Genomic DNA, 11,680 nt, shown 5'->3' with positions numbered 1-11,680 from the left:
AGCCGCAACCCGGCCCGAGTCCTTCTCGTTTAAGATTAATTCTTGATATTGTTACGCCCTGCGGCTAGACTAGCGGCATGGTCGAGTTCGAGCAGCTACTCAGGGAGAAAGGCTACCGGCTCACGAACCAGCGGCGTGTGATCGTGCGCGAGCTGGAGGGTGAGCGGCACCTGTCGGCGGAGGATCTGTACGACCGGGTAAAGGGACCGCACCCGGAGCTCGGGCTCTCCACGGTTTACCGGACGCTGGACCTCCTGACCGAGCTCGGCGTCGTGCGCAAGGAGGACTTCGGAGAGGGATACTCCCGCTACGAGCTCGCCACCGAGCGCGTACACCACCACGCCCGCTGCCGCGAGTGCGGGCGCGTGATCGAGTTCAACGAAGAGCTCATGGAGTACCTCGCCTTACAGGTCGAGCGCGAGACCGGTTTCGTCACCGACTGGCACGAGATCACACTCCACGGCCATTGCCGCGAGTGCGCCGGACTAACGGGCCAATAGCCCCAGGCGACCCCCTCGAGGAAAGCACCACCCCAACGACGCCCGCCCTGAATGCCCGACGCAACCGGGCTCCGAATACCGCAAGTGTTTGACACTAAAGTTTCCTATATAAGATAATAATGTCTCCGGAGTGGCCGTCCCAAACGGGATCGGCCCCTGGTCGTTACGATAACGAATGACGCTGGTTGATATTGATTGACGTGTCAAGAGTTATGCGAGGTTCTGTATGTGTGCGAGGGTTACACCCGAATTGAGCCCTGTGTTCATGGTAGAAGGCTCCCGGTTTGAGTGAGGCTCACCGGCAGGTGTCGTTGGGGCACCGGGCGAAGGCGAAGTTCGTCGAGGTCTTTAGCGCGGATCTGAGGTCACTCGCCGTGTTCCGCGGCGTGCTGGCGTTGCTGGTGCTCGCCAGTCTCGCCATTCGCTCCACCAGCCTGACGGCTTTCTACTCCGACCGGGGGATCCTGCCCCGCTCCGAGCTATTGCAGAACGACGGGTTCTTTAGCTCGTATTCCTTCTCGTTGAACCTGTTGAACGGTACGCCCGAGTTTCAGGCGGTGCTGTTTGGCGTCACGGCGCTGGCGGCGCTATCTCTGCTACTCGGCTACCGCACGCGCCTCTCTACCTTCGTCGTGTGGTTGCTGGTGCTCTCGATCCAGCTCCGCAACCCGCTGACGCTCAACGCCGGGGATCACCTCCTGCATTTGCTGCTCTTCTGGGGCATCTTCCTGCCACTCGGGGCCGTGTGGTCCTTGGACCGTATCAGGAACAGGGCACGAGAAACGCGTGAGAGGCCCGCGAGGCTCTCTATGCGGTTCTTCTCGATGGGTGTGGTCGCCCTGTTTTTGCAGATAGCCTTTCTGTACTGGTTCACGGCGGTCCTGAAGACGGGTGAGGAGTGGCGGGACGGCACGGCCTTGTACTACACGCTGAGTAACGACCAGCTAACCACACAGCTCGGCTCTTACCTGCTCAACTTCCCCGGCTTACTAATGGTCCTGACGTTCGCCACGATCCTGCTCGAAGCCTTCGGACCTCTACTGCTGTTTAGCCCGCTCTTCAACGGCCTGGCGAGGATGGCGGCCATAGTGTCCTTCATGGGCCTTCATTTCGGCATCTGGCTTACCATGGAGGTCGGCATGTTCCCGTTCGTTAGCGCGTTCTGTATGGTCTGTTTCCTACCGGGAGCGTTCTGGGACAGAGTCCTTCCGTGGTTACGAAGCCTACTTTCCGGACGGCTCGCCCCTGCGCGCTTTGGAAAGCCTCCCGGAAAGCGTCTCGCCGGGCACCCGCAAGCCGGGTTCCTCCGCGCGGCCCGGAGCTATCTCGACTCCCTCTGGAACTGGATCTCCTCACCGGTGGGGATGAGAAACTCGTACGTCTACAGCCTGGCGGGACGAAACGGCCTGGTTGAGGACGCCGCCGGCCAGGGCCCGCACGCTTCAGAGGACTCTCGCTCTTTAGACTTTTCAGATTCGTCGGGCTCGTCCGGTTCAGATGAAGCGGGCGATAGGAATCCTGACGAACGGTGTGGGCGGGACGGAACGGCGTCGGGGGATTTGGCGGTCTCGCTAAGGTCCTCGCTCGCAACCAACGTACTCGCGCTCTTGCTCGTGGTCTACGTTTTCTCTTGGAACGTTAGCACGGTTTCTTCGTTCTCCATGCCGACGCCCGCATACCCGCTTGGTCCCTTCCTAGGACTGTCACAGAGCTGGGGGATGTTCGCCCCCAGCCCTCCCAGGGACGACGGGTGGTGGGTGATCCCCGGAGAGCTCGACAACGGAGGGCAGACGGACTTACTCTCCGTCGTCCGCGGAGATTACGGTATCCAGAAGGTCTCATACGATAAACCCCGGGATATCGCGGGCTCGGTAGGGAACGAGCCGTGGCACAAGTATCTGGAGTTCCTGACCATCACCGGATACGAAGACTCCTGGAGGAGTCAGAGCCTACAGAGAGAGCAACGCGAGAACTTCGCCAGTTACCTCTGCGGCTCGTGGAATACGCGACACTCTGGCGGAGATACACTGGAGAGCCTGCGACTGGTGTACATCAAGGAGACGACTCTACCGCGTGGCCAGACACCGACGACCGAGAGGCTGACACTGGACGAGCATTCTTGCGGGTGATCTCCACCCGTAACCACGCTGGGCTGGATGACACGTGCGGAGCAAAGAGGCAGGCGTTAGTAACGTATCGGGCTCGGGCCGCTAAAGCGTCGCACGAGATACTTACCTCAAGCTCCTCCAATACAGTCGAGCCCCGGTACAGTCTGAACCTTCTCCGGCTTCCAGCGACTCTATAACCCTTACCTAGAGGGTTAGCTCTAGGCCGTCGCTCGCGACGATCACCTCCCCGGCATAGCCCCGGCCCACCTCGGATACGAGGTCCAGCTCGTCCGCCGGGGGGAAGATGTGGGTGAGCACTACCCGGCTTACGCCCGCCTCGCGGGCCATCCCGGCGACTCCTTTGGGGGTAAGGTGGCCGGGCACCGGTGAATCGTCCGGGAAGGAGCACTCTACGATCATGGTGTGTGCCCCGCGTGCCAGATCGACTACCGACTCCGAATACTCCGTGTCGCCCGTGTACACTAGGCTTTCGCCGCCCGGCTCTTCGATACGGTAGGCGATGCTCTCGGGGCGGTGCTGCGCCGGGGCCCAGCTCAAATGGTAGCCGCCGAACTCTCTCTGTTCGGAATGTTGTACCGGTAGTTCAAGCGTGGCCTGGTAGTCTCCCGAGAGCCAGCCATTGTAGGCTTGGCCAATAAGGTCCCAGAACTTGGCAAAGCCCTCGGGACCGGCTAGCATTAGAGGCCGTTCTCTGGGGTTGGCGGGGTCGCTGTAGTTCGTGGAGAAGAGTAGCGGGATCAGTTCCGAGGTGTGGTCGGGGTGGAGGTGGGTAAAGAAGATCCGGTCCAGGCTGAAAGGGTCTAGGCCGGCGTGAAGCATCCCGTGTATCGCCCCGGCGCCCAGGTCCAGGGCTATGGTCTCACCACCGCAATTCACCACGACGCAGCTCTGGCGCCGGTCCAATCGGGGCACCACCGTCCCCGAGCCCACCACGGTTACTCTCACCTTACACGCTCCTTGTGCTGGATTCTAGAATCGGCTCCGCTCCCCCGACTGTACCGGCCAAGCGCCCAGGCCAGGGCTGCGGCCCCGAGGAGCGCGCCGCCCACGACGTCCGAGGCCCAGTGTACGCCGAGGTACACCCGGGTAGCCGCCATCGCTACCACGAGCATTACCGCCGCCGTCCGCACCGGGCGTGAGGGCCACAGCGACGCGACGGCCCCGGCCAGAAAGACGCACCTCATCATGTGGCCGCTCGGATACGGGTTCGGCAGGCTTACTATAAGGTCTTCCGGGCCTGCGCGTAGATACTGTAGCGGGAGGGGCGGCACGGGCAGATACAACTTCAGGGCGACCTCGATCACGCTCGCCGCCACGAAAGCCGCCGCGAGCCGGCTCGCGAGCGCTCGTCTACCGCGCACGTAAAGGACCGTGACCAGCGCGCCGGTGAGGGCTACTGTCACGAAGATCCCGCCGGCGAGCGAGAAAGCCTCCGAGATCGCGTCCAGCAAAGCGGAGGCCGGAGCCTGGGACGCCCTCAGGACCAGCATATCCACGCCGCGCATCCAGCCCGCTCCGGTCACGGCGGAGAGCAAGATGAACGCCGCGATGGAGCCCCGGAACGCTTTGCGGTAGGATCGTGGCAAGATCCGGCGAGACTATCAGAGTCCGGGTGGAGAGACACGAGAGGGACCGGAGATGCCTCCGGCCCCTCTGATGGCGGAAAATGTTGGTTCTATCTAGGGTTAAGCTATATCTAAGCTACGGCGTCGCGCAGGATGCGCCCGTACTCGCCGCCTTTCAGGATGCGCTCCGCCTCGCGCTGGAGCTGGCGTACCCGCTCGCGGGAGATGTCCAGCTCGTCGCCGAGGTCTGCGAGGGTGGCCGGATCGCGGTCGTCGAGGCCGTATCGGCGGACCAGCACGTAGCGGGCACGCTCGGGAAGTCGCTCGATGGCCTCCTTGAGCTGCACGGTCTCCATGTCCTTCATTACCGTGTCCGGGGTGTCGGAGACCTTGTCGTCCTCTATGAAGTCCCCGAGCTGGGAGGCCGTATCCTCACTGGAGACCGGCTGGTCGAGGCTCGTGGCGTCCGGCATCGCGCTCATGGTGATGCGGACCTCGTCCATGCTCCACTCTAGCTTCTTGGCGACCTCTTCCTCGGTGGGCTCGCGCTCGAACTCTACGGAGAGCTCGTTGTAGGCGCGGCCAACCTTGCGGATCTTCTCCGTCATGTGTACCGGCACCCGGATCGTCCGGCCCTTATCGGCGACGGCGCGCTGCACGGCCTGCCGGATCCACCACGTCGCGTACGTCGAGAAGCGGTAGCCCCGGTCGGGGTCGAACTTCTCGACCGCCTTCATCAGGCCAATGTTACCCTCCTGTATAAGGTCCTCGAAAGGCAGCCCGTAGCCCCGGTACTTCTTGGCGACGCTCACCACCAGCCGGAGGTTCTTCTCGATCAGGCGCGCCCGGGCACGCCCGTCGCCCTGCTCGGCCCTCTGGGAGAGGTCGATCTCCTCGGCGTGGGTCAGCAGGTTGCCCTGGCCGATGTGCGCCAGGTACTTCGCGAGCAGCTCGGGCGTCTCGGCCTCTCTGGCCGCTTTCAGGCTCTCCATCTTCTTCTCAAGGCTCTTCTCCGTGCTACTCTTAGTACTCAACCCAGGCCTCCCGTGGCTGAAAACCCCTGGCCCGCCTCCCGGCGTTCCACGTTACCGAAATCAGTTTCAGGAACTACTATTAACTTTACCACCGCTACTCCGCTCCTAAACCACCTTGGCGCTCGTTTTACCGGGCTTTTGGGTTGCGGATCACATTTACCGCACATTCTTTCTCACATCGCTTTCTCACATCCCGCGCGCCCGGAGGCGTTATGCTCGTTATCTTCAACTACGCACGGGCTTATACGCATGGATCATCACGAAGGTTTCCTGCAGTCTCTCTGCAATCTTTCGCGACAGCCGCCGCTGCCGAGGCTCCCATAAGGGGCACCCTCCGGAGGAAGATATACTAAAGGTCGGAGGACGGCTAGTCCAGGTTAGTCTAGAACCCGCCTGACCTGATTTTCAGGATTTTATAAAGTCTATACTTTCACCAGCATCTTTGCGGCCCAGAATCACACGGCCGCGCCGGGCTGGAGGCCAGAGAAGGAGTTTGGATGATAGCTATTACCAACCGTTTGCCGGTAAAAGAAGGCAGGGCCGACGAGGTGGTGGAGAGGTTCTCGGGAAGTCGGGGCGACGTGCAGGATTTTCCGGGGTTCGTCTCGATGGAGGTGCTCCGCTCGCAGGACGAGACCGAGGTACTCGTGATCACCCGCTGGCAGACCCGAGAAGACTTCGATGCCTGGGTCCAGAGCGACTCTTTCCGGGCCGCCCACAGGGGGAGCGGAGACTCCGGATTTCTCTCCGGACACCCGGAGATGGGCTCCTACGAGATCGCCGTGGAGCGTGAGCCGGGCGGCGGCTCAGTCTAGAGAGGCCGGGGCCACCAGCGCAACCTCCGGACCCGTACCCGACATACCTTCCTCCGAGGTCGGAGGCTGGTACTCTCCCTTGCCCAGTATCGCGAACACGAATGCGATGAGGAAGATCAGCACGCCGACCAGTATTCCGATTGATAGCCGCTCGCGCACCCTGTAGCTCCCCTTTAGCCGTCGCCTGTGTGGACCTTTGTAGACTAGATACCTATTATAGACTACTCGCCGTCTCTCTGGCGGGAGTGTGGTTGGTAAATTCGTATCTTGCGTTTCTTGGAGCCTTGGAGTCCCACGGTCCTCGCAGGGGCTGGCGAGGGACCGTGCGCGAGGCTCGCCCGTAGTTGGCTCGTAATGTACACTACCCTCTTATGCACCGATTTATGTATCAAATCTACTCCGCACGTCATGCGAGTCATGCAGCCTCCGGCTGCCCGGCCCCGAACGCGTCCAGGGGAGGACGTCTTGGAGGCTGAGTTCTCCTGGCCGGAGATCAAGGAGCTGCAGGAGCAGGAGTGTCGCGGGCTCCTGGGGCTGCTACAGGAGATGGGGGTCGCCTCGGCCGACCGCACGTATCCGCCGGGGGAGGCCATATACCGGGAGGGAGAGTACGGCGACGCGCTGTACATCCTCACCTCCGGGGTGGTGAAGCTGTTTAGTCCCTACTCCGGCACCAAGGAGGCTACCCTGCGCCTTTTGAAGCCGTGGGACATCTTCGGTCACCTGGCCTTCGCCGGAGAGACCGTACAGCTCGCCTACGCCGAGGCTATTACGGAGAGCAAGATCACCAAGGTGCCGAAGGTGTTCATGGAGCGGGCTATTCGTCAGGAGCCGCAGGTCGCGCTCAAGGTCATGACGCTGCTCGAGTTCAGGCTCGTACAGTACGAGGAGCTGGTCAAGTGCCTGCTGCCCCGGGAGACTGAGGTCCGGCTCGCGAACCTGCTCCCGATACTGTCCCGCAAGTTCGGCGAGGGAGATGGCGGGGGGCCGGTGACCATAGACCTCAGGCTCACCCACCAGGACCTCGCCGCCATGGTCGCCTCGACCCGGGAGTCGGTGACCAAGGTGCTCAACGAGCTGCGCAACCGGGATGTGATCTCCATAGAGAGCGGGCGCATAACCCTCAAGGACCATCAGGCCCTCTCCGAGCTCGGGAAAGCCTAGCCCGCGAAACCGCGTGTCTCTTGCCTCGTTTCGCCTCGTTTCACCTCGTTTCACCCTGTTTTGACTGGCGGGGATAACTCTGGTAGCTTCCAGGTTCATGCCAGACTTTGTGGCGACTTTGCGTTTCAGGATCGCGGCGGAGACGCCCGAATGTCCCGGGTGTCTCGGGTGAAAGCGGCCCGGATAAGGCGATTTACCCGGGAGGGATGAGCCCGCGCCGGCCTTCCCTCCGGAGCCCTGCCACGACCGCTGCCGCAACGATTTCTACCACCGGGGCCTCCCGGGTTCCGGTTCAGAGACAGGAGACCTCAGAGTATGACCACCGAGCCCCCGAAGCACGAACCGAGCCACGAACCGAGCCACCAAGAGGGCTACCCCGAGACGGGCTCATCCGAAGAGGCATCTCCGGCGGAGATGGAGGGGCTCAGAGAGGGCATAGACGAGGTGGACGGCGAGCTCGTGCGGCTGCTCGACCGGCGGGCGAGGCTGGCGCGGCGCGTCGGGGAGGTCAAGCATGCCCGGGGGCTTCATGCCTACGCCCCGGACCGCGAGCGTAAGGTCTTCGACCGGGTGGCGAGCCTTAGTGAGGGAGACTTCCCGCGCCGGGGACTGGAGAGCGTGTTTCGGGAGATCATCTCCAGCTCCATCTCGCTCGAAGCCTCGCTGAAGGTCGCCTATCTCGGACCGGAGGCGACCTTTACCCAGGAGGCGGCGCGGCGCTCGTTCGGGCGCAGCGTGGAGCTAGAGCCGGAGTCCACTGTGGCGGAGGTCTTTGCCCGGGTGGAGAGCGGCGACGCCCAGCACGGCGTGGTGCCGGTCGAGAACTCCATGGAAGGCACGGTATCCCACACTTTCGACGAGCTGATGTCGAGCCCCCTGAAGATCTGCGGCGAGGTCTACCTGCCCGTCTCCCAGAACCTGCTCGCCAGGGGCAGCTCGCTTGAGAGCATAGAGACGGTGCGCTCGCACCCGATGGCGCTGTCCCAGGCAGCGGCCTGGCTGCGCCGGGAGTTGCCCCGGGCTAACGTAGAGGAGGTCGAGTCCACCGGAGAGGCCGCCCGTCGGGCCGCCGAGGAGCCCGGCACCGCCGCCGTGGGCAGCCTGCTCGCCGCGGAGTCACACGGGCTGGCGGTCCTCGCCCGCAACATCCAGGATTCCCGGGCGAACGCGACGCGGTTTATCGTGATCGGGCGCGGTTGGGCCGGGCGCACGGGCCGGGACAAGACTACCGTGGTTTTCGCGTTCAAGGATCGTCCCGGCGGCCTGATAGACGCCCTCGGGGTATTCTCGGCCGAGGATATAAACCTCACCCGCATCGAGAGCCGCCCGAGCCGCCAGCGGGCGTGGACCTACGTGTTCTTCGTGGACCTGAAAGGACATCCCGAGGACGAGAAGGTTACACGGGCGCTCGCCGCCCTGGAGGAGCGGTGTACCTACGTGGGCCTGATCGGGGCCTACCCCGAGATGCCCGCCGGCGAGCCCGAGTAGCCGCCGGGGCTTGGACTTCAAGTCCGCGGCCGCCGAGGTGCTGCGCGAGGCCGGCCGCCCTCTGCACTACGCGGATATAACAGAGATAGCTCTGTATCAGGGCTACCTCGACAGTGCGGGGGCGACGCCACAAAACACCATGCGCGCCCGCCTCTCGACCGACGTCCGCGACAATCCCGAGACCCCTTTCCGGCGCACCGCGCCCGGCATCTTCGGTCTTGAAGAGCTTCTGCAGTAGGCTTGTGGTGGGCCCGCGGCAGAGCCGGTAGGGGAGAGGCGGTTGGGGAAGATCGGGCCGGGTTGCTCCGGGGTGCCGTCCGAATGCTGTATATTTACGGCGATTAGTTTACGGTGGCCCTCACGGCGGTTCGTTTACGATGATCCGTGGATTTTGAGGATTTTTAGAGGACTGCAAGCGTACCTGATGGAGAGATTTTGTCGGAGAAGTCTGAGGCGGTCGGGGTGGACCGGGGACTCGAGACCGCGGCCTCGAAGCTAAAGAACCTCGGCGACTACGAGCGGCGGCTGGAAAGAGCGGCCCGCCGGGTAGACGAGGAGATGTCGGAGCACGATCAGGCGTCGCTCGTGATCTACGAAGCCGCGCTCATGCAGGGTGAATGGCCCAGGGATGAGGTGCGTGAGATGGTGCGCGAGTTCCGCCGGACCTACGACGACCCCGAGGAGGAGCTCACCATCCCGCGCGTTAGCGGGCTGATGAATGCCGAAGGCCCGGAGTGGTTCTTCGGCGACGAGGGCCTCCGGCGGCTCGCCGGCAGGCTGCTGGGGCAGTTCCAGCACCGCGTCGCCCAGTACAATTACCTCGAAGAGAGAGAGGTCCTGCGGCGCTGGGCCGACTCCTACGATACCCGCCTCTTTATCCGCCGTCGCATCTACGGTACAGAGCCGGTCGTCGGGGTGGTCTCGGGATTCGACCTGCCCAGGGTCCAGTTTCTGCGGGTCGCCGCCGGGGGCAACACTCTGGAGCCCACGCCCGAGGTCTCCGGGGCGCTGTCCGCGCTGGGTCTGACTATGACTGATGAGTACGAGACGCTGGCGGCCGGAGAGGGCGTCGCGCTGATCCTCGACCTCCCGGCCCCGGTAGTCGGAGCCATGCTGGAGGACCTGTACCGGGAAGGTGTGACGGACTTCCCGGAGCCCGCCAGGGAGGAAGAAACTCCCGTCGAGCCGGATCCCGGAGAGACCGAGGGAGCCGACTGACGCCCGCCGGGCTCCGCTCCGGGCCCGGCCACTTGCCATGCTATTACCCGAAAGTCACCTAGAACATTTTTCGGACTCCCCGGCCCGCCCTGCAACTCGAGGCCCGGGATATGCGTAACGTCAGTCGTCATGTATTACGGCGCATACTGAAAAGGCATGCTTCGGAGTAATTGTTACTCTCCATTTTACGCGGCATTACGGTGTTTGAGGGTGTATGGTGAATGGTAAGATGTAGAAAGAACAAGACGATATTCTGGAGTACCGAGAATTCCAATCGTTTCGAAAATCCGGGGTTCGGATAAAGCCAGGTTAACAGAGGAGTCGGAAAAGTTATGGCAGATTCCAAAAAGCGCATAGCACTAAAACCGCACATGAAGCAGATCCGGGAGTGGGTAGACGCCGGCAAGACGGACGACTGGATCGCGGATGCACTCGGTACGAGCGCCTCCTCGGTACAGTCTTTCCGGTCCAGAAACGACATCTACCGCCGAGAGCGGGGCTCACGCGAAGGGCTGCCCGGCAACGTCTTCGAGGGCGTTCTGGATCACGGCGACCGCGACGGCTACGGCCTCTGGCTCGACCCCTCCATCTCCGAGGATCCCGTCTGGCAGGAGTACTGGGCCGGTGTGGAGTCCGTACTGGTCAAGATCTCCGAGGACTCGATAGTCCTGGAGATCGACAACGACTCTACCCCGGAGGCGGCGTCGGGCGGTAACGGGGAGGGGATCTCTCTGGCTTCCCTGCTCGGCTCGGCCGGTATGGGTGAGAGTACGGGCGGAGCCGGCTCCGACGGCGGACAGACGGACCCTGCCGGGGAGAACGGCAGGATCAAGTGGTTCGACCCGGACAAGGGCTACGGTTTCATCATCCGGCCGACCGGGGAGGACCTCTTTTTCCACCACTCCGAGGTCAAGGGCGACTCCTCCGCGCTAGAGCCCGGCAGCAAGGTCGGTTACGAGGTCGGCGAGAACGACCGGGGCCCGAACGCCCGCCGCGTGCGCCAGACCGAATAAACCGCATAAGGCCGGGCCTCCAGGGTCAAGGGAGCCCTAACAGGGACTAGCCGCCTGTATTGCCTAGATCATCCAGGTGTGAGGTGTCCGCCAGCTCCAGAAGCTCCGGCTTGTCCTCGGGATCTCCCGGGTTCTTCCAGAAAACCCGGGTGAGGGAGGCGTTCGGCGCCCGGGTATTGGCGGGCAGGACGTCGCCGCCGAAGGTCGCCCGGAGAAACGCCCGGAGCACGCCGCCGTGGGCCACGACGACCGCCCGCGACCCTCTCCCGGCCCCGGAAATGCCCCGTATACTCTGGACGGCTCCGCCGAAACGCTCCATTAGTTGGCGGTCGGTCTCCGCGCCCACGAGAGACCACGCCTCCTCTTCGGGCAGGCCGCGGAACTTCTCTACGAGCTCCGGCCTCTCCGTCCGGGTCTGCTCGAACGAGCGGCCCTGGAGGATACCGCCGTGGCGCTCGGTCAGACCCGCTAGCTCCACGACCTCTCCAGAGAACCCGCCGGACTGCCGCATCTCCTCCGCGATAATATGGGCCGTGTCGGAGGCCCGGGCGAGCGGGCTCGCGTAGACGGCCGAGAAAAGGCCCGTGCGGGCGAGCGCCGCTCCGGCACGGCGCGCCTGCTCCCGCCCGAGCTCCGAGAGCGGAAACTCCAGTTGGCCCTGCCACACGCCCCCGGCGTTCGCCGTGGACTGGCCGTGGCGCACGAAGAAGATCTCCAGGGTGCCGGGCCCGCCAGGGGTGGCCATCAAATGCGT

Annotated in this window: 13 protein-coding genes; 8 read left to right on the top strand and 5 right to left on the bottom strand. The window is 63.4% G+C overall.

Translation table 11 applies throughout. From position 1 onward, the window contains the following. Positions 1-77: 77 nt before the first annotated feature. Both ABD53_RS09810 and ABD53_RS15965 read left to right on the top strand, forming a co-directional pair. Positions 78-500 carry a Fur family transcriptional regulator gene (locus ABD53_RS09810; protein ID WP_047865594.1) on the top strand — a complete coding sequence of 141 codons (423 nt, stop codon included), beginning with the start codon at positions 78-80 and terminating at the stop codon, positions 498-500. Positions 501-784: 284 nt separating this feature from the next. After that, positions 785-2,629, top strand: coding sequence for an HTTM domain-containing protein (locus tag ABD53_RS15965; RefSeq protein ID WP_053057898.1), 1,845 nt, complete (start codon positions 785-787; stop codon positions 2,627-2,629). A gap of 183 nt (positions 2,630-2,812) precedes the next feature. Here the strand turns inward: ABD53_RS15965 and ABD53_RS09800 are convergent, their stop codons facing one another. From ABD53_RS09800 to ABD53_RS09790, 3 genes are all read right to left on the bottom strand, one after another. Next, the gene (locus ABD53_RS09800) at positions 2,813-3,574 is read right to left on the bottom strand and encodes an MBL fold metallo-hydrolase (RefSeq protein ID WP_047865593.1); all 762 of its coding nucleotides are present in this window, start codon (positions 3,572-3,574) and stop codon (positions 2,813-2,815) included. Next, entirely contained in the window at positions 3,571-4,215 is a 645-nt protein-coding gene (locus tag ABD53_RS09795; protein WP_053057897.1) for a phosphatase PAP2 family protein, read from the bottom strand. Before ABD53_RS09795 ends, ABD53_RS09800 begins: the two co-directional genes overlap by 4 nt. 110 nt (positions 4,216-4,325) lie before the next feature. Next, complete coding sequence (locus tag ABD53_RS09790; protein WP_053057896.1) at positions 4,326-5,228, bottom strand: sigma-70 family RNA polymerase sigma factor; 903 nt, start codon at positions 5,226-5,228, stop codon at positions 4,326-4,328. 497 nt (positions 5,229-5,725) lie between these two features. Here ABD53_RS09790 and ABD53_RS09785 point away from each other — a divergent pair, with 497 nt between their 5' ends. Beyond that, entirely contained in the window at positions 5,726-6,043 is a 318-nt protein-coding gene (locus ABD53_RS09785) for an antibiotic biosynthesis monooxygenase family protein (RefSeq protein WP_047865592.1), read from the top strand. Here the strand turns inward: ABD53_RS09785 and ABD53_RS17290 are convergent. Continuing rightward, positions 6,035-6,202, bottom strand: coding sequence for a hypothetical protein (locus ABD53_RS17290; RefSeq protein ID WP_160309668.1), 168 nt, complete (start codon positions 6,200-6,202; stop codon positions 6,035-6,037). The genes ABD53_RS09785 and ABD53_RS17290 overlap by 9 nt on opposite strands. 306 nt (positions 6,203-6,508) lie before the next feature. On the opposite strand from ABD53_RS17290, the gene ABD53_RS09780 reads away from it, so the two are divergent. The 5 genes from ABD53_RS09780 to ABD53_RS17700 all read left to right on the top strand — a co-directional run bounded on the left by ABD53_RS09780 (position 6,509) and on the right by ABD53_RS17700 (position 10,926). Then, positions 6,509-7,207: a Crp/Fnr family transcriptional regulator gene (locus ABD53_RS09780; protein WP_047865591.1), complete on the top strand. Its 699-nt coding sequence runs from the start codon at positions 6,509-6,511 to the stop codon at positions 7,205-7,207. A 315-nt stretch (positions 7,208-7,522) separates the two neighbouring features. Further along, the gene (gene pheA, locus ABD53_RS09775) at positions 7,523-8,695 is read left to right on the top strand and encodes a prephenate dehydratase (protein ID WP_235401516.1); all 1,173 of its coding nucleotides are present in this window, start codon (positions 7,523-7,525) and stop codon (positions 8,693-8,695) included. 10 nt (positions 8,696-8,705) lie between these two features. Beyond that, the gene (locus ABD53_RS09770) at positions 8,706-8,933 is read left to right on the top strand and encodes a winged helix-turn-helix domain-containing protein (protein ID WP_047865590.1); all 228 of its coding nucleotides are present in this window, start codon (positions 8,706-8,708) and stop codon (positions 8,931-8,933) included. Between the two features lie 197 nt (positions 8,934-9,130). After that, complete coding sequence (locus ABD53_RS09765) at positions 9,131-9,913, top strand: hypothetical protein (protein WP_047865589.1); 783 nt, start codon at positions 9,131-9,133, stop codon at positions 9,911-9,913. 332 nt (positions 9,914-10,245) lie between these two features. After that, the gene (locus ABD53_RS17700) at positions 10,246-10,926 is read left to right on the top strand and encodes a cold-shock protein (protein ID WP_053057895.1); all 681 of its coding nucleotides are present in this window, start codon (positions 10,246-10,248) and stop codon (positions 10,924-10,926) included. A 46-nt stretch (positions 10,927-10,972) separates the two neighbouring features. Here the strand turns inward: ABD53_RS17700 and ABD53_RS09755 are convergent, their stop codons facing one another. Next, a complete protein-coding gene (locus tag ABD53_RS09755; RefSeq protein ID WP_235401522.1) occupies positions 10,973-11,671 on the bottom strand; it encodes a histidine phosphatase family protein in 699 nt (232 codons plus the stop codon). Positions 11,672-11,680 lie beyond the last annotated feature (9 nt).

This window comes from Rubrobacter aplysinae, from assembly GCF_001029505.1.
Classification (GTDB): domain Bacteria; phylum Actinomycetota; class Rubrobacteria; order Rubrobacterales; family Rubrobacteraceae; genus Rubrobacter_A; species Rubrobacter_A aplysinae.
This window is presented reverse-complemented; position numbering and strand designations above follow the sequence as displayed.